At 72.9% G+C, this 18,725-nt stretch carries 7 protein-coding genes; 2 read left to right on the forward strand and 5 right to left on the reverse strand.

Features of this window, described 5'->3' with window-relative positions; all coding sequences use genetic code 11:
- Positions 1–19 precede the first annotated feature (19 nt).
- The 5 genes from ACLZN2_RS41055 to ACLZN2_RS41075 all read right to left on the reverse strand — a co-directional run bounded on the left by ACLZN2_RS41055 (position 20) and on the right by ACLZN2_RS41075 (position 17,190).
- Positions 20–7,654: a beta-ketoacyl synthase N-terminal-like domain-containing protein gene (locus ACLZN2_RS41055; RefSeq protein ID WP_416984794.1), complete on the reverse strand. Its 7,635-nt coding sequence runs from the start codon at positions 7,652–7,654 to the stop codon at positions 20–22.
- A gap of 83 nt (positions 7,655–7,737) precedes the next feature.
- Positions 7,738–14,550 carry an SDR family NAD(P)-dependent oxidoreductase gene (locus tag ACLZN2_RS41060; RefSeq protein WP_416984796.1) on the reverse strand — a complete coding sequence of 2,271 codons (6,813 nt, stop codon included), beginning with the start codon at positions 14,548–14,550 and terminating at the stop codon, positions 7,738–7,740.
- A 124-nt stretch (positions 14,551–14,674) separates the two neighbouring features.
- Positions 14,675–15,538: a thioesterase domain-containing protein gene (locus tag ACLZN2_RS41065; protein WP_416984797.1), complete on the reverse strand. Its 864-nt coding sequence runs from the start codon at positions 15,536–15,538 to the stop codon at positions 14,675–14,677.
- Entirely contained in the window at positions 15,522–15,788 is a 267-nt protein-coding gene (locus ACLZN2_RS41070) for an acyl carrier protein (protein WP_416984799.1), read from the reverse strand. The genes ACLZN2_RS41065 and ACLZN2_RS41070 overlap by 17 nt, the downstream gene beginning before the upstream one ends.
- A 511-nt stretch (positions 15,789–16,299) precedes the next feature.
- Complete coding sequence (locus tag ACLZN2_RS41075; RefSeq protein ID WP_416984801.1) at positions 16,300–17,190, reverse strand: AraC family transcriptional regulator; 891 nt, start codon at positions 17,188–17,190, stop codon at positions 16,300–16,302.
- A gap of 159 nt (positions 17,191–17,349) precedes the next feature.
- Here ACLZN2_RS41075 and ACLZN2_RS41080 point away from each other — a divergent pair, with 159 nt between their 5' ends.
- Both ACLZN2_RS41080 and ACLZN2_RS41085 read left to right on the forward strand, forming a co-directional pair.
- Positions 17,350–18,141 carry an IclR family transcriptional regulator gene (locus ACLZN2_RS41080; protein ID WP_416984802.1) on the forward strand — a complete coding sequence of 264 codons (792 nt, stop codon included), beginning with the start codon at positions 17,350–17,352 and terminating at the stop codon, positions 18,139–18,141.
- A gap of 170 nt (positions 18,142–18,311) precedes the next feature.
- On the forward strand, positions 18,312–18,710 hold the full coding sequence (locus ACLZN2_RS41085; protein ID WP_416984804.1) for an SseB family protein: 399 nt from the start codon (positions 18,312–18,314) through the stop codon (positions 18,708–18,710).
- Positions 18,711–18,725 lie beyond the last annotated feature (15 nt).

The following is an 18,725-nucleotide window of genomic DNA, read 5'->3' on the forward strand; positions in this document are numbered from 1 at the left end:
TCCTCGGCTGTGCCGTACGTCAGGCGGTGTCGGTGCGGACTTCGATGGCCACGTCGGTGAGTTCGTAGATGCGCAGGCCCGGCTTCCACAGGTCGGCGTCGGCGATCAGCAGCAGCCGGTCCGCCTCCTCGCGGACCTCCTTGACGTGCACGTCGAAGAACAACTCGCGGTCGTCGCGCAGGATCTGGCCCCGGTACTTCCACTTCATCTCGACATCCGTGGCCATGGCGAAGCGCGGCCGGGTCATGCCCTCGGCGAGGTTCCGCTCCAGCACGAACAGGCGCAGCGCCTGCAGCACCGCCTCGACACCGAGCGAGCCGGGCATCACCGGGTCGCGGTGGAAGTGGCAGTCGAAGTACCACTCGTCGGGGCGGATGCTGCGGTGGCCGTGCAGATAGCCCGCGCCGTGCCGGCCGCCGTCCGCGACCAGGTCGACCCGGTCCACCAGGTCGAACCGGCCGCCGGGCAGCCGCAGTTCACCACCTGCGGGGTCCCGGAAGGCGGGTGCCTCTCCGCCGCCCAGCTCGATCCGCCGGACGCGCTCCGCCGCCGGCTGCTCCGCCTCGATCCACGGCTGGACGTAGGTGCCGCTGTCGAGGCCCACCTGGTTGGACAGGGCCGCCGCGTTGAAGTACCCGAAGAGCGACTCGCCGGTGTAGAACACCTCGCCGTCCGCGGAGAGTTCGTACGAGAAGTTCTGCAGCACCGCGCCGGAGACGACGCTCGTCATGAGCAGCCTGGAGTGGTGGCGGACCGTCTTGCCGCGCAGGTCGATGTCCTTGACCAGGGTGGCCCGGCCGTCGAGGTTGCGGATGGCGTACTCCTCGTCCGGCTCGCGGAGCGTGGACCCGAGGTAGTAGCCGAGGAAGATCGCGGCCTGCAGCGAGCTCTCCATGTACACGCAGTTCGGCATGTACGGCGAGGAGTTCTGGCCGTAGTACCAGGCGTCGTCCGGCGAGTCGTACTCGGTGACCATCTCCGAACCCGGGCTCAGATCGCCGCGGGTGCCGGTGAGCGACATGACCCGGTCGACGAACTGGAAGTCCCCGCCCGGGATGTAGGGCGCCCGGTGATCCCGGTAGATCTCGAACTCGGGGCCCATCGCCATGTCCAGCAGGCCCTTGGCGGAGTGGGCGAGGTGCAGCTCGTTGATCATGGCGGCCTCGCCGGAACGGTTGCGGCGCCCGAGGAACTCCGGGATGCCGCCGGTCTCCGGCCGGTACGGGGTGCCGGGCTTCTCCACGATCTGCAGGCCCAGGTTCTGCATCCGGACCACCGGCTTGTCCCCGAGGTGGATCAGGACGTCCGCGATCACCGTGGGCCGCGGCAGCAGCGTCAGCTCGGTGACCTCCACCTCGTAGCGGATCTCGGCGTCCTTCGGGGTGACCTGGCCGCGCACCTGGACGTCGATCCGCCGGTCGGTCACCGTCTGGAACCGCGCGTCCGGCAGCGTGAGGTGCATGCCCTGGTGCATCAGGTAGATCTGCAGCAGCTGGACCGCGCCCTCGGCGATCAGGGAGCCGGCGAGCACCGGGTCGTCCGGGAAGTGGCAGGTGAAGTACCAGCCGTCCGGCCGAAGGCGCTTGACCGCGCTGATCGAGCCCAGCTCGCACGGCCCGCCCTTGCGGTCGATGGTCACCTCGTCCACCATCCGCAGCCGCTCGTCGGGCAGGCGCAGCGCCGGGTTGATGCCCGGGTCCTGGGCGTGGTCGGGACCGAAGACCTCACCGGGCTTGCCCTGGGCGAGCAACTCCAGGTCGGAGGCGTTGAGTTGATGCTTGCGGGCGTAGGCCAGCGGCTTGAAGGTGCCCTTGGGGAGCGCCGCCCGCCGGGCCCTGTCCTTGTCGCTGATGACGACACCGAGCGGGGTGTCCAGCTCCTGCTTGCTGAAGAACCCGGCGCAGGCGTCCCGGAGTTCGAGGATCAGCTCGTCGTCGGCGTAGCAGTCGTAGCTGAAGAAGAAGATCGTTGTGTCGCCCTGGTGGACGAACCGGTCGATGGAGATCTCGTAGCGGAGCGTCTGCCCGGTCCTGGGCAGCCCGCCGCGGAAGATCAGCGAGCTGTCGAGCAGCCGGTAGACCCGCTCGCCCCTGTTGCGGAAGTCGATGCCCAGATAGCTGACCAGCAGCAGGTCGCACTGCCCGGACTCCACGGTCACCGCGGGCGGCACCCCGCCGTCCACGGCGTACCAGGCGTCCTCGGGCACGTCGTACTCGGTGGTGATGCGGGAGGGTTCCAACACCCCGGGTTTCGCGTCGAGTTCGGTGACGCGGGTGACGAAGTGGTACGGCGGTGCGGGGAGCCGGACGCGGGCGCCGAAGGTGTCGATCTCGGCGAACTCGGCGCCGAACACCTTGGCGACGGAACCGGTCGCGAACTCCAGCAGGTCGGCCTCGTCCCAGACCACGCCCTCGTGGACCTCGGCCGGGGGTGCGGGGAGGGCGGGGGCCGGTGTCGGGGGTGTGACCGCCGGGCGCGGCTGCACCGCGGGCCGGGCGGGGGCCGGGGTGCCGGCGGACGGCGTGTCGAGCAGGGCCTCGGCGCGGTCCAGGGTCGCCGACTGGAGCACCCGGTGGGTCTCCATGACGACACCGTGCGCGGCGAGCATCTCCTGGCGCAGCTCCCGCACCAGGTCGGAGGCGGCCCGACGGCCCGGGACGGCCAGGGGCGGGGCGGACGGCTGTGGGGGGACGGAGGGCGCCGTGGCCGGGGCGGTGGTGGACGTGGCGGGCGCGGCCGGGGCGTCGGCCGCCGGTGGCTGCGGGCTGCCCCAGGGAAGGACCGTGAGGGCATCGCCGTCGAAGGCGATCACCTCGGAGACCTCGAGCGTCGGGTCGGCGGGCATGGCGGGGGGCTCCTCCGGCGGGACGGACAGAACGGGGACGGGGACGGGTACGGCTGCGGCGGGATCGGCGGACCGAGCGGGTTCGGCGGGCGGCGCCGCCGATGTCGTACGGGCTGCGGGGTGCGCGATGGTCGGTTCGGGGCGCCGGTGGGCCGGGGTTGCGGTGGTGGCGGGGGTCGCGTGGGGCGGGGTTGCGGTCGTGGCGGAGGCCGCGTGGGCTGCGGTGGTCTGCCGGGCGGCCACGACAGGCGCCGTGGCGTGAGCCGGGTGGTCCGTGGCGGTCGGCCGGGGGCGTCGGGCGGCTGATGCCGTCTCATGTGCCGGGCCAGCCACGGCGGACCGCCCGGTGGGTCGGCCGGCCAAGGCGCCCGTGGCGGAGTGCTCGGCGTGCGCGCCGCTCGGACTCTGCCTGGCGGAGTGTTCGGCGTGCGCGCCGCTCGGGACCGGACCGGCGGAGTGTGCGGCGCGCCCGCCGGCCAGGACCTGTCCGGAGGCGTGTTCGGCGGGTCCGGCGGCCAGGACGGCGGCCGCCTCGCGGGCGATCCGGTCCGGGATGGGCTCGCCCTGGCCGACCCGGATCAGGGGCATGCGGCGGGCGGCGGTCTGGCCGACGGGATCCGTGGCCGGAGCCGTGCCCAGCAGGGCGGTCAGATCCACCGGCAGCCCGTGCCCGGCCAGCCGGGCCACGAGGTGGGCGAGGGGTGTCGTCGCCGGGACACCGCGGCGGTCCACGCAGGCGGCCACGTGCGGTGCGTCTCCGAGCGTCTCCCGGATCCACCGGGAGCAGGTGGCGCCCGGGCCCACCTCGATGAAGTAGCGGTAGCCGCGCTCGTACGCCGCGTGTACCAGACGCGGGAAGTCGATCGTCGAGCGCAGGGTCGTCGCGATGCGCCGCGGTGACTCGCCGAGCCGTTCGGCGGGCAGCGGCAGATAGTCGTACGCGCTGAACAGCTCCAGGTCCCCGAAGGAACCGAGGGGATAGTCGTTCAGCCGGGCCAGGCCGTCGAACTCGGCGTCCACCACCGGGCAGTGCATGACCACGTTGACCGGGGAGCGGGCCGCGCGGCAGCCGAGTTCCTCGATCAGCGCCCGGCACTGGGCCGGATCACCGGCGATCACCAGTTCCTGCGGTGTGTTGACGTGGGTGAGATGGACGCGGTCGTAACGGGTCAGCGCCTCGCGCACCGGCTCGGCGGGGGAGAGCAGGACGTGGGAGGCCCACACCCGCTCGTCGGGGACGTCGTCGGACAGACCCCACAGGTCGCGCACCGTGCGCCGAGGGCCGCACAGCCGGTCCTGGAAGACCGGGCTGTCGCTGATCAGCGCGTCGCTGCGGCCGGCCGGGTCCCAGCCCTCGGTCGCGAACAGCATGCTGGACTCGCCCAGGCTGTAGCCGAGGCCGCCGTGCGCGGTGACGCCCAGCACGTCCCGCACCAGCGCGGTGTAGAGGATCGCGAAGCTGGTGCCGGTGGCGAGCATGAACGGCACGTCGTCGCCGAGGCGTTCCTCCAGCGTCATCAGGTCGCGACGGGTGAGCGCCTCCCGCGTACGGGGATACAGCTGGGCGGCGCGCAGCATGCGGGCCGGCTCGGCGGCCTGGTCCTCGAAGCGGTCGAGCAGTGCGGGGAAGGCCCGGAAGAGATCCGCGCCGAGTCCCGGATAGCTGTTGAAGGCCCCGGGAAAGACCAGCGCGACGCGTCCGTCCGGGGCGAGGGGCCGGGGGGTGAAGAAGGAACCGGCCGGAGTGGCCCACTCCCGGCCCTCGGCGTGCGCCGCAGGCACGTCCCTTGCCGCGAGCTCCAGTTGCTTCAGGAGCCCGGCGCGGTCCTTGCCGACCAGGACGGCCCGCAGCCGCTTGCCGCCCGACTCGGCGGCCGCCTGCCGCGCGAGCACGCGCGGGTCGGCGCCGTCGTCGAGCAGCGCGCGGTACCGCTCGGCCTCGACGACCAGCCCCTCGGGCGTCCCCGCGCCCAGGACCAGCAGCACCGGACCCCCGGCGCGGTACCAGTCGGCCGTACGGCGGGGGCGCTCGGCGGCCGACACGGAGGACAGGACCACATGGGCGTGGGAGCCGCCCGCGCCCACCATGTTCACGGCGGCGTGGCGACGGCCGCCCGTCTCCTCCCGCAGCCAGGGGCGCGAGCCGTCGGGGACGTAGAGCGCGGAGGCGGCGAAGGCGTCGGCGAGGTCGGCGGCGGGGCGCTTCCAGCCGGGCGTGCCGGGCAGATACGCGTGCCGTACGCACAGCACGGCCCGGATCAGACCGGCCATGCCGCCCGCGCAGCCTGCGTCGCCGATCTGCGCCGTCACGCTGCCCAGGGCGGTGGTGCCGGTGTCCTCCCGGCAGTCGCCGTTCGTTCCGTAGACCTCCGAGAGAGCGGTGATCTCGGACCGGTCCGCGTCCTCGGTGCCCGCCGCGTGGGCCTCCAGACAGCCCACGTCCGCGGCGGTGACACGCGCCTCGGCCAGGGCCGCACGCGCGGCCTCGGCCAGCTGCCCGGCGGCCGCACCGGGCAGCCGGCCCGTCGCCGGGGCATGCCGTACGGCGATCCCGCCGATCCGGGCGTACACCCGGCCGCGGGCGGCGTCCTCGCGGGTGACGACCAGGGCGCCGGCGCCCTCGCCGATACGACGGCCACGGGCGCCGTCCCCGAAGGACAGCCCCGCCTCCGCCGCGAGACCGGGCCCCGCCAGCAGGTTCTCCGCCGAGCCGGCCAGGTCGACGGCGCCGACCAGCACCGCCTCCAGGTCCGGGTCGAGCAGCAGCAGCCGCGCGACCTCCAGCGCCTCCGCGGTGCCCGCGCCGTCGGCGGACAGGGTGAACGACGGGCCGGTCAGGTTCCACCGGGAGGAGATCCGCCCGGCCATCACGTTGCCGATGTAGCTGAGGACCTCGTTGGCGCCGATCGGGTCCACGACGGCGTCCCGGGACACCCCGGCGAGCGCCGCCCGCTGCTCCTCCGTCAGCGACACGCCCGCCCTGTCGAACTCGCGGCGCAGGAAGGCGCCGAGCCCGTACCGGCTCAGCCGGGCGTGCGAGTACGGCTCCAGCTCGGTCACCACCACCACGGCCACCCGGCGCGGATCGGGGGTGTCGCGCGCGCCGGTGCCGAGCCGGTAGCCGGCGTCCCGCAGCGCCTCGTCGGCGACCTTGGTCATCAGCGCGTGCTGCGGGTTGTAGATGCGCAGGTCGGAGGGCGGGACCCGGAGCTGGACGGGGTCGACCCCGACGCCGTCGACGAACGCCCCGTGCGGCGCGCCGTCGGTGAGACCGGCCGCCTCCAGGGTGCCGCCGTCGGTGCGGTCCAGGCCGCGCCACCGCCGCTCGGGCAGGGGCCGCAGATCGTGTTCGCCCCGGTGGACGGCGCCTTCGAAGGCGTCCAGGGTCTCCAGCGAGCCGAAGTGCGCGCCGAGTCCGACCACGTCCAGGGCGGGGAGTACGGCGGGCTCGGTGTCGTCGGCCGTCGCGGGCGCCGAGGAGAGCACGACGTGCGCGTTGGTCCCGCCGAAGCCGAACGCGGAGACCGCCGCCCGACGCGGACCCGGCCCTTCGGGCCACGCCCGCGCCGAGCGTACGAGCGCCTGCTCGACCACTGCGCCGTCCGGGGTGGCGATCGGCTGCTCCACGCCGACGGTCGGCGGGATCGTGCCGTCGGCCATGGCCAGCACGACCTTGAGCAGACTGCTCAGACCGGCCACCGTCAGCAGATGCCCGATGTTGCCCTTGACCGACCCGAGCAGCGGCACCCTGCCGCGCGCGCCGAAGAACTCCGCGACGGACTCCGCCTCCGTGGCGTCCCCGATGGGCGTGCCGGTGGCGTGGCACTCCAGGTAGTCGATGTCGGCCGGGTCCACCCCGGCGTCCGCGTAGGCGCGGGCCAGGGCGTCCAGCTGGCCGCTCTTGCGGGGGACGAGCGGGTGGCGTCCGGCACCGTCGTTGGACAGCCCGATGCCGTCGATCACGGCGTGGACGCGGTCGCCGTCGCGCAGGGCGTCCGCCAGCCGCTTCACCGCGACCATGCCGGCGCCCTGGCCGGTGACGATCCCGCCGGAGCGGCTGTCGAAGGGCTGGCTGAACCCGTCCTCCGGATAGGCGTGCAGATCGGAGAACGACAGGTGGATCAGCGTCGGATCGGGGGCGCAGACCCCGCCCGCCAGCACGAGGTCCGCCTGGCCCGAGGCGAGGTGGCCGCAGGCCAGGCTCAGCGCGTACAGCGCCGACGAGCAGGCCGCGTCGAGGCAGTAGCGGGGGCCGCCGAGACCGAGTGCGGCGGCGGTGACCGCGGCGGGCGAACCGCTCACCCGCAGGTTCTCGGGCACGATCGCCCGACGGTCGATCAGAGAGCCCGCAGTGAGCTCGGGCAGGCCCGCGCGGCGCAGCCCGGCCAGCACGGCCTCCTGCGCCAGCGGCACACTGACCTCGGCCGAAGTGGGCGTGGGGAAGGAGTAGTTGCCCATCACCAGACCGGTGCGGGCCAGCGTCTCGGGGCGGGCGTCGAGGCCGCAGTCCCGCAGTGCCTCCCGGGCGGCGTGGATCGACCAGTGGAAGATCCGGTCCAGCCCCGCGAGGTATCCGGCGTCCAGCCGGTAGCCGGTGGGGTCGAACTCGAAGCCGGTGACGAACCCGCCGCGACGGGAGGTGATGCGGTGCCGGGAGTCGAGGTCACGCTCGTCGAGCGGCGCCCCGAAGACCTCCTCGCCGCCGTCCCGCCGGCTGTCGACGCCGGCGCGCAGATTCTGCCGGAACTGCTCGGGCGTCCAGGCGTCGGGGAACAGACACGAGACCCCGACGATCGCGAACTTGCTCATGGAAGTCAGATCCCTCCAGGGTTCCGGGGGCCCGGCGGGGGCACAGGATGCCCACCGCCGGGCCCACCGGTCCGGACGTCGGCTCAGCGGCCGGCGAACTTGGCGGCCAGCTGCGGGGTGGACACGAGGGACAGTCCGGCGAACCGGAGCAGGACCCTGCCGTCCGGCGCGCACGCCGACACGTCGACCGTGGCCGTCGTACCGTTCGCCGAGACCGGCTCCACCACCACGACGAACGGCTCACCGTCCGGCAGCGCCTCGTACAGGTCGGCCCGCGCCACCGACATCGGCAGGCTCGCCGTGTCACGGTGGCGGCGCATCCACACCAGCCCCGCCTGGAGCAGCAGGTCGGCGGTGCCCGGCGCGTACCGCTCACCGGCGAACGCGCCGCCCGCGGTGCGGTGTTCGGGCAGGGCGCACTCGACGACCAGCCGTGACTCGCCGTCCTGGAGCACCCGGCGCAGACCGCGCAGCGACTCGCCGTGGAAGAGGGTGCCGTCGGTGTAGAAGGCCTGCGCGTCGCTGCCGCCGCCCAGGGCGGGCAGTCCGGTCAGGCGCTCCGGCTCGGGCCGGGCGGCTCCGCCGAGGAGCACCCGCGCCGCGTAGTGCGGGCGGACCGTGCCGGAGGCGTCGACCGAGCGGATCGCGACATCGGCCTCCGCGCCGTCGGGGGTCGGGTCGACGGAGAGCTGGAACCTGCTGCCGTCGAGGTCGCCGTCGAAGACGACACCCTTGTGGACCGCGAAGTCACGGATCTCCGCCACCGCGTGGCCGGTGAGCCGCTCGACGGCACCCGCCGCCCAGCCGAGGGCCGCCGCCGCGGGCAGCACCGGCGCGTCCCCGATCACATGGTCGGCGACGAGCGGCTCGGCGACGAGGGAGGCCAGGTCCCGCTCCATGACGACCGGCGCCGACGGTGCGGAGCTCTCCGGCTCGGACAGGGGCGTGGTCGGCCCGAGGACCGTGACCACGTCACCGGCCCGCTCGGCCGCGAACTGCTCGGCGAACATCCGGGTTCCGGTGTCGACCGGGATCAGCGCGATGCCGCGCTCCTCGAAGACCGCCTTGATCTGCGGCGACACCATGCCGCTGTCCCAGGCGCCCCAGTTGAGGGAGGTCACATGGGCCTGCGGACGGCCGCGCTTCCAGGCGGCCGCCCAGGAGTTGAGGACCTCGTTGGCCATCGCGTAGTCCGACTGGCCGCGGTTGCCGAAGAACCCGGCGACCGAGGAGAACAGCACGACGTGCCGCAGCCGTTCGGCCGGCAGGGCGGCGACGACCGAGCGCAGCCCACCCAGCTTCACGGAGAACACCCGCTCGATCTCGGCCGCCTTCTTGGCGGAGATCAGCTGGTCCGCGAGGACCCCGGCCCCGTGCACCAGACCGGTGATCCGCTCCCGGTACGGCGCCAGCGCGGCGGAGGTCGCGGCGGCGTCGGTGATGTCCACCGCCAGGTACTCGACCGCGCTGCCCGCGGCCCGGATCGCCGCGAGGGTCTTCCGCACCTCCCGCTCGCCGACGACCCCCTGGTAGAGCTGCTCGACCCGCTTGGGGGTCGGCTTCTCACCGGTCCGCTTCAACTGCTCGACCGCGGCGGCCTTCAGCGCGGCCGGGTCGGCAAGCCCGCGCGCCCACTCCGGCTCCTCGCCCAGGGCCGTACGGCCGAGGAGCAGCAGCCCCGGACGGTGCGCGGCGGCGAGGGCCTCGACGCAGCGGGCGGTGATCCCGCGTCCGCCACCGGTGACGACCAGCAGATCGTCGGAGGTGAGCGGTACGGCGTCCAGGCTCGGTGCGGCCGGCTCCTCACCCAGGGTCAGCGCGACCCGGCGCACCCCGTCCCGGCCCACCTGCACCGGTCCGGCCGCGGCGTCGCACACCTCGTGCAGCACCAGTTCGGCGGCCTCCACCGCACCGAGCGCGGGCGACAGGTCCACGGCCCGGCAGAAGAGCTCGGGCGCCTCCACCGCCAGGGTCTTCACCAGACCGCCGACGCCACCGGCGGGCACCGCGTCCTCACTCACCCCACCGAGACCGAAGGCCCCGTCCAGCCGGGTCACCGTGACGAACGCGGCCCGCCGCCCCGTCGCGGCGGCGGCCGTCAGCGGGCCCACCACCTGTTTGGCGATCAGCAGGGTGTGCGCGAGCCTGCGCACGCCTTCGGCCCAGCCGAGATCCTCGGCGGCGGCGAAGCCGAGGACGAGGTGCAGCCGTTCCGCACCCAACTCCTCTATTCGCGAAACGAGTTCGGTGGCGCCCCAGCCGGTGAGCGCGCCGTCGGCACCGCCGGCGATGCGCTGCGGCACACCGGGCAGCCGGAGCACCCGCACCTGCCAGCCGGCGGCGACGAGTCGGCCCGCCGTGGCCTCGGCGACCGCACTGCCGTCGTCGACGACCAGCGCCGCCGCACCCTGCGGACAGGCCCCCACGAGCCGGTCCGGCACGGGCAGGTCCACCAGCACGGCCTGACCCCGGCCGAGCGCGGCGGCGACCGGAGCCTCGCAGCCGACGGCCGGTTCGACCGCGGTGGGCTCAGGAGCACGCCGCTCCTCGCCCGCACCGCCGGAGAGCCCCGTCACGAACCCGACGATGTCGCCCAGCGTCCGCAGTTCGGCGAGGTGTTCGGGGCCGACGGGGGTGGGGGAGGGGAAGCGTTCCTGGAGGACGCCCATGATCTCGACGCGTTTGATGGAGTCGATGCCGAGGTCCGCCTCGATGTCCATGGAGAGGTCGAGCATCTCGGCGGGGTAGCCGGTCTTGGTGGAGACGATGTCGAGGAGGGCGCCGCGTACGTCGTCGGTCGACGCCGTGGGTGCGGACGGGACGGCCGGGGGCGCGGGAGCGGTCTGCGGGCCACGCAGTTCCAGGACGAAGCCGACGATCTCGTTGAGGGTGCGCAGTTCGGCGAGGTGTTCGGGGCCGACGGGGGTGGGGGAGGGGAAGCGTTCCTGGAGGACGCCCATGATCTCGACGCGTTTGATGGAGTCGATGCCGAGGTCCGCCTCGACGTCCATGGCCAGGTCGAGCGTCTCGGCCGGGTAGCCGGTCTTCTCCGAGACGATGCCGAGCAACGCGGCGGCCACGTCCTCGGTGCGGACGACCGGGGTCGGCGCGGCGAGCGTCGCCGTGGCCCTGACGGTCGCGGTGGCCGAGGACTTCGGACGGGCGGTCGTCCCGCCCAGGCTCAGCACGAAGCCGACGATCTCGCTGAGGGTGCGGAGTTCGGCGAGGTGTTCGGGGCCGACGGGGGTGGGGGAGGGGAAGCGTTCCTGGAGGACGCCCATGATCTCGACGCGCTTGATGGAGTCGATGCCCAAGTCCGCCTCCAGGTCCATCCCGAGCTCGAGCATTTCCGCCGGATAGCCGGTCTTCTCCGACACGATCCCGAGCAGTGCGGCCTCGACGTCGGCGGACGAGGCCCCGGACGACGACAGCGGTTCGGGAGCCTTGGCTGGCGCGGGGGTTTCCGTCACCGCGGGCGCCTGCGGGCGGGCCGGGGCGGGCGGCTCGATGGCGAGAGCCGCCGGAGCGGGCGGGACGGCCGGCGCGGTGGGCACCACGTCCGCCACGGGAGCGGCCGGAGCCACCGCCGGTGCGGCGGTCGGTGCCGCCGCGCCCAGCTCCATCGCGGCCAGGTCCCGCAGGATCTCGTTGGCCCGCAGATGCGTGCGCCCGATGGCCAGCCCGTGCTCCTTGACGGTGGCCACACCCGGGAACACCGTGTCGACCCGGCCCTGCTCCTCGGCCCGCTCCAGGATCCCCATCAGCCGCTGAGCGCTGGACAGCTGACCGTTGAGGTAGTCGTCGTGCAGGGCCAGGTGATCGGCGATCAACTCGGACAGCCGGTCGCTGCCGGGGGCGGGTGTCTGGCGTTCTTCTTCCACGAGCTCGCTCTCCAGGACGTCTACGGGGACGGACGGCACCGCCGGCATCGCCTCCGGCACGGCGGGACGTACGGCGACAGCGGTCGCGGCGGGCACCGGAACGGACGGCGGGTCGGCCACGGGCATCGCCACCGCCGCGGGTTCGGCCACCGAGGAGGCGGCCTGCGGCGCACCGACCCGGTAGCCGTTCTCCAGCGCCTCGCGGTACGCCGCCCTCCGCGCCTGCGGCACATGGTTGATGCCGTTCAGCGGCACGGTCATGCCCTTCGCGGGCTCGACGACCGGCGCGTCCGCCACATAGGGGTCGCCCGTCGTCAACGGCAGCCCCAGCACGATGAGCTGGGCCACCGCCCGCTTCAGAGTGAACTCGGCGTCACCCTTGGAGCCCGGGTCGAGCTGCACCGCGAAGTGCTCGCGCTCGCCGAGGACGCGGCGGACCAGCTGGGTCAGCACACCCTTCGGGCCGAACTCGACGAACGTCCGGAAGCCCGCCGCGTACATCTCCTCGACCCGCTCGGCGAACAGCACCGGCTTGACGAGCTGGTCGACCAGGGTCCGCCGGTTGGCCTCGACGTCCGAACCGTACGAGGCACCGGGCGAGTTGGCGTACACGGGCCGCTGCGGCTCACGGATCTCCGCGTCGGCCACGCGCCGCCCGAACGCCTCCACGGCGTGCTCGACGAACGGCGTGTGGAACGCCGCCGACACCGGCAGCCGTACCGCGCGCACTCCCGCCGCGCCGGCCGCCGCCACGAGCCGCTCCACGGCGTCGGTGGCTCCGCCGACCACCACCTGGTCGGGGGCGTTGAGGTTGCACAGCCTCAACTCCGGGTGCTGGGCAAGCAGTTGAGCCACCTGCTCCTGGGAGGCGGTGACCGCGGCCATCGCCCCGGCGTCGAAACCGGGGTCGGCGGGCGGGGCCATGGCGGCGCCGCGGGCCCGGGCGAGCGCGAAGTACGTGTCGTCGTCGATCGCGCCGGCGGCCCACAGGGCGGCCAGTTCGCCGAAGCTGTGGCCGAGGAACCCGTCGGCGGCGAAGCCCAGTTCGCTGAGATACCGGTGATGGCCGGCCGCGAGGGCGCCGATCGCGGGCTGGGCGTACTCGGTGCGGCGCAGCTCGGTCTCGTACGCCTTGCGGGTCGCCTCGTCGAAGGCGGGCGGCGGGAACGCGACGCGGGACAGCGGGAGTTCGTGGTCCTCGAAGGCCGCGTTGGCCCGGTCGAAGGCCGCCCGCAACGGGGGCAGGGCGAGGACGGCGGTGCGGCCGGGCTCGACGTACTGGCTGCCCTGGCCCGCGAAGAGCGCGCCCACCTTGCCGGTGGGGGCGGCGGAGCGGCGGAAGTAGACGCCCTTGGGGTGCGACCAGGACTCGGCGTCGGGCTTGGCCCTGAGCTCGGCCGTCGCGAGGGCGCGCAGCTCGGCCAGTTCGGCGTCGGTGCGGGCGACGAGGGCGAGCCGGGGGTGGCCGGCCGGAGCGGGTTCGGTGCGCGGCTCGGCGCCGCCGTCGAGGGCACGCACCAGCCTGCTCATGTCAGGTTCATGCCAGACATAAACCCGGCTCACGGGGAACATGACCTTCAGGTCGTCCCCGTCGCCGTGCTCCTGGAGCACGAGATGGAAGTTGGTGCCGCCGAAGCCGAACGCCGAGACGGCCGCCCGCCGCTCGGGCCTGTGAGGGTCGCGGATCCACGGGCGGGCCCGTCCGCTGACGTAGAAGGGGCTCTCCGCCCAGTCGATGGCCGGGTTCGGCGTGTCCACGTTGATGGTGGGCGGCAGCAGCCTGTGGTGCAGGGCCAGCGCCAGCTTGATCATGCCGGCCGCGCCCGCGGCCGCCTTGGTGTGGCCGATCTGCGACTTCACACTGCCGACCGCGGCGAACTGCCGCTCCTTCGTGTACTCCGACACCACCGCCGTGAGCGCGGACAGCTCGGTCGCCTCACCGACCGCCGTACCGGTGCCGTGCGCCTCGAACAGCTCGATCGAGCCGGGGGAGACGTCGGCGTCCTCGTACGCCCGCCGCAGCGCGGCCATCTGCCCCTCCTTGCGCGGGGCGTAGATGGACTTGAACCGGCCGTCGCTCGACGAACCGATACCGCGCAGCACCGCGTAGATCCGGTTGCCGTCCCGCTCGGCGTCGGCGAGGCGGCGCAGCGCCAGCATGCCGATGCCCTCGCCGATGAGGGTGCCGTCGGCGTCCCCGTCGAAGGGGCGGATCCGGCCGGCCTTGGAGAAGGCCGGGGTCTTGCTGAAGCACAGGTACATGAAGATGGTGTTCTCGGCGTCGCAGCCGCCCACCAGCATCGTGTCGGAGCGCCGCTCCAGCAGGTCGCTGACCGCGGCCTTCACCGCGCCCAGCGAGCTGGCGCACGCCGCGTCGACGGTCATGTTGGTGCCGCCGAGGTCGAGACGGTTGGCGATCCGGCCCGCGACGACATTGCCCAGCATGCCGGGGAAGGAGTTCTCCTCCCAGGGCGCGAAGGCCAGTTTGAACTTCTCCGCGATCTCGTCCGCGTCCTGGTCGGAGAGCCCGCAGGAGCGCACGACCTCCTTCAGGACGGGGGTCTGCAGCCGGGCGGTCAGCGGCTGTGTGAGCTGGTTGGCGCCGGTCACCCCGAGCACCACGCCGGTGCGGGAGGCGTCGTACCAACTCTGTTCGGCGCCCGCGTCCTTGAGGACGTCTCGGGCCACCACCAGGCTCAACAGCTGGAGCACGTCGGTGACTTCGAGGGTGTTAGGCGGCAGACCGAACTCGAGGGGGTTGAAGTCGACGGTGGGGATGAAGCCGCCCCGCCGGGAGTACGTCTTGTCGGGCGCGGTGGGGTCGGGGTCGTAGTGCTCCGACACGTCCCAGTGGGTCGTGGGGACGTCCTCGATGCAGTCGGCCGCGGAGACCACGTTCGCCCAGAACTCGCGCAGATCACGCGACTTGGGGTAGAGGGCGGACAGGCCGACGATCGCGATGGGATCCCGGGCCAGCCGGCGGTCGAGGTCGGACGGGGGGTGTGAAGCGTTCACGGCGAGGCTCTCTTGGTCGGACGGCGGGGCCGGTGGGGTCGGCCCCGGTCGGTCGGGGGCCCTGAAGATGACGCACGTGCGGTGGGGGGAAACAGGCTGAGGTGAGCGGAAGCGGGCCGAACGGTCAGACGGCGTACAGCAGTTGGGCGATCACGGCGAGGGCGTCGGGGCGGCCGAGCATGGTGTAGTGGTCGCCGGGGCAGGGGTGCACGGTCAGTCCGTGCGGGGCGAGCGGCAGCCAGCCCAGCGTCTCGTCGTCCGGGATCAGGCTGCGCTCGGCCTTCACCAGCACCAGCGGCAGCGGCGCGGGGGCCGGCCGGTGCGGTGCGGTGAGCCGGTTGTTGCGCAGCAGCCCGTCCACGTACGTGTCGTAGAGCTTGCGCAGTCCCGGCAGCGGAGTGTCCGGGAGGAGGGCTCCGGCGGCGACGGCCGCGTCCAGGACGACGGGGAGGCCCTCGTCGACACCGTGCCCGTCGAGCGCGCCGGGGGCGAGTGGGACCGGGCGTCCCCGCTTTGCCCCGAGGTACATGGCGAACCACCCCAGCAGGAGGGCGGGTTCGAGGGCGTCGTCGGGCTGCTGGTAGGCCTCGGTGGCCGCGATGCTGTCGAGCAGCACCAGGCGCTCGGGGCGTCGCTGTCCCGAGGGCAGTGCGTGGGTCATGGCCAGCGCCAGCGTCCCGCCGAAGGACCATCCGGCAAGCGTGTACGGCCCCTCCGGCACCGGGCCCAGCGCGGCGAGGAGCCGCTCGGCGAGCGCCTCCACGGTGGTGGCGGCCCGGCCGCCGGTCAGCGCCGCGTCCGCGTAGTCGGGTACCGCGCCGAGGTCCAGCACGGTCAGCCCGTCGCCCTGCGGCAGCGCCTGCGCCAGACCCTCGTAGACCTGGGGCGCGAGCGCTCCGGGGTGGACGACGAACACCGTGGGCCGGCCGGGTGCGGGGATCCTCAGGACGCGGGCTACCGGCGGGCGGGTGTCACGCGGCGGCCGCACGCTGAGCGCTCTCCTCGGCCAGGTAGACGGCCAGGTCCTTGACCGTCGGGTGGTACCAGAGCGTCGTCGTGCTCAGTTCGAAGCCGAGCCAGTTCTCCAACTCGCCGGCCAGGATCAGGGCTTCGGTCGAGTCGAGGTCCAGCTCGTCGAAGTACACCTCGCGTGAGACCTCGGCGGTGGCCACACCGAGGCGGTGGGCGATCTTCTCGATGAGCCAGTTCTCGGCTTCCTGAGCGGTGACTGCGGGCATGGTTGGGACGTCCTTCCTGGGGGTGGAGGATGGTGGTTCCGCGCCCGTCGTGCCCGGGCGGCGTCGGCGCGGCGCACGGTTCGGGGCGTGCGTCGACGGCGTTCCGCGGTGTGCGCGTGGGGAACCGGCCGGATTTCTCGTCCGGGCGCCGGACACAGGCCGCGAATGGCGGCCGGAAGGCCGGCCGGGCCTCAATACGGGGGGATTGAGCTGTCTTCGCTTTCTGGTGTGCGCCGTGGAACACGGCTGCGAGCAACGGTCGGCATGTCGGTCGGCATGTCGTCGGTCGTCCGGTGGTGCTCAATGGTGCAGACCTGCGTCTTCGCAGGTCCCGGGGTGACTTCGGAGTGGCCGCCCGAAGCACGCAAGGCACAGTCTTGCCAGTCTTCGGAATCTTGAACAACCGCTCTTCCGAAGAGTGGAAAGAAATCGAGGTTTACAGGCGTAGACCCAATGGAGTCACTGTGAAGGAATGGGTGACGAGCGGGTGAAGTATCGGACGTCCCGGCCGTTACTGCTTATTGCCCACTTTTGAGTCACGCCGGAACGCGCCGGGTGTCATGTTCACCCGGCGTATGAAGAACTTGCCGAAGTTGGTCACCTCGGAGAAGCCGAGTTGCCGGGCGATGGCGCTGATCGGCAGATCGGTGTGGACCAGGAGCCGGCGCGCCTCCAGCGCGACCCGGGCGTCGATCAGGTCCTTGGTGGAGGTGCCCGCGACCTCACGGCAGGCCCGGGCCAGCGCGCGCGTACTGCAGTTGAGGGCGGACGCGTAGTCCTCGACCAGCCGGGTGGAGTGGTAGGACTGGTCCAGTTCGCGGCGGAAGCGCAGGAACAGGTCGCCGTTGTCACCGGTGAGGGCGGCGCTGTCCGCGTGCCGCCGGCGGCACATCTGGTCGACGTGGAGCAGGACGACGGCGAGCAGATGCTTCAGCAACTCCTCGCCAAGACCCTGGTCGGGCCGTAGGAACTCCTCCTGAAGGAGGCTCAGGACCCGCTGGAACGCGGTGAGTTCACCGTCGCGCAGCTGCCAGTGCGTGGGCCGCAGCACATCGTCGAGCATCCCCATGTGCGCTCCCATCTGCAACGGGAACGCCTCGGTGAACATGAGGATCTCGGCGTCCATCCCGTCCGACGGATAGAACTGGATCACCTGGTTGGGCCGGGTCCACACCAGGGTGCCCGGGGCGCACTCGAAGTGGGTGGAGTCCGCCGAGTAGGTCGCCGTACCCTCTTTGACCAGCATGATCTGATGGAACGCCAGCCGGTGCGGGGTGGCGAGGAACCTCCGTGACGCGAAGGTGAGAACTTCCCTCAGGCTCAGCGCCGCAACACCGAGACCGGGTCGGCAGACGGGCCGGTAGGGCACGACGGGGATCGGTAACGATGCGAAATCGACCATGAACGTTCCGGAATCGACCTTTCACTGGCCACTTGAGGGTTCAATGATAGATGTGGTCGCCCGATGCCAGATCACTTCTGGTGCTCATGTGTGCACGTTCGCGTGCGCGCACGTGTCAACACGCGCCATGAACCTGAAGGTGAAGGGACTCTGAACGGGATGACCACCCCCCACTCCGCTGCTCCGGAACGCTCCGTCGTGGACCGGACGCTCAGCATCCTCGGCGCCTTCGACCGGGACAACCGCACTCTGACGCTCAGCGACATCAGCCGGCGATCCGGTCTGCCCGTCGCGACCGTCCACCGCATCGTCAACAAGCTGCACGGCTGGGGCGCGCTGGAACGGTGCGCCGACGGCGGATACAGCATCGGACTGCGCCTGTGGGAGACGGCCGTGCTTGCGCCGCGCTCCTCGGCGGTCCTCGAGGCCGCCCAGCCCCATCTGGTCACCCTGCACGGGCAGACCTCGGCCGCGGCGACCATCGCCATCCGCGACGGGATGGAAAGCGTCTGCCTCACCTTCGTTTCCAACGACCCGGACGCCTTCACCGGCTACGGCGACGCCGGCCGCCGGGTCCCGCTGCATGCCTCCGCCGTGGGACAGGTCCTGCTCGCCCACGCCGGCGCCGCCCTGCAGAACGAGGTGTGCGCGGGCCCCCTGCGTTCCTACACCCCCGCCACCATCACCAGTGGCGCCGCACTCCAGCAGTGCCTCGCCAGAGTCCGCCGGGAGGGCTGCGCCGCCGTCCAGGGCACGCTCACCCCCGACCGGGCGGGCTTCGCGGTACCCGTGCGCGACAGCCGCGGCGCGGTCGTGGCCGCCGTCGGCGTGGTGGGCCCGCTGGACGTGGTCCAGCCGAGACGCGTGTCGCCCCATGTACGCGCCGCCGCGGCGATGATCCAGCGGTGCATACGCAGCGAGGGCTTACGCGTCGCGGAGGTCGGCGCGTGAACTGACCCCGGGAGCCGGGGCCGCCCTGACGGCCCCGGCCCTGGCCCTTTGCGGCAACAGCGTGGTCATACCGTGAATGATCCCCGCACGATCGGGTACGCGAGGCCGGACCGCCCCGGAGTATGCCTTCGGGAGCGGGCCGTACGACCGCCGCGACGAGGGGAACCGTCATGGAGACGCCCGCCCACGACCACAACGCCGACCCCGCCCGGTGGGCCCTGGACGCGCTGTCCCGGGACACCGGGGACACCGTGGCCCTGGACACGCTCGCGCACTGCGACGTCCTGGTGCCGATACCCGACGACGCCACCGACGAGGACGCCACCGACCCGGGCCGTGTGGCCCTGCCGGTGCTGGAGAACCCCGGCGGCGCGCCCGTCGTCCCGGTGTTCACGTCCGAACCCGAGATGGCGGGACTGCTGCCCGGCATCGAGCGCTACCGCCTGGTGCCCCTCGGCGCGCTCGCCGCGCAGTGGCCCGCCGAGGACCTGTCACTCGCCATCGACGCGGCCGGTGACCACCCGCTGACGCTCACCTCCGAGGGGGTACGCACCCTGCTCGCCCGCTGACCCGCGTCACCAACA

Source organism: Streptomyces sp. T028 (assembly GCF_048159505.1).
GTDB lineage: Bacteria > Actinomycetota > Actinomycetes > Streptomycetales > Streptomycetaceae > Streptomyces.

What these genes read in the sequence shown, in the direction of transcription:
- ACLZN2_RS41075 (WP_416984801.1), bottom strand. Translation starts at nt 17,190, where the DNA reads ATGGTCGATTTCGCATCGTTACCGATCCCCGTCGTGCCCTACCGGCCC.
- ACLZN2_RS41070 (WP_416984799.1), bottom strand. Translation starts at nt 15,788, where the DNA reads ATGCCCGCAGTCACCGCTCAGGAAGCCGAGAACTGGCTCATCGAGAAG.
- ACLZN2_RS41080 (WP_416984802.1), top strand. Translation starts at nt 17,350, where the DNA reads ATGACCACCCCCCACTCCGCTGCTCCGGAACGCTCCGTCGTGGACCGG.
- ACLZN2_RS41055 (WP_416984794.1), bottom strand. Translation starts at nt 7,654, where the DNA reads ATGAGCAAGTTCGCGATCGTCGGGGTCTCGTGTCTGTTCCCCGACGCC.
- ACLZN2_RS41085 (WP_416984804.1), top strand. Translation starts at nt 18,312, where the DNA reads ATGGAGACGCCCGCCCACGACCACAACGCCGACCCCGCCCGGTGGGCC.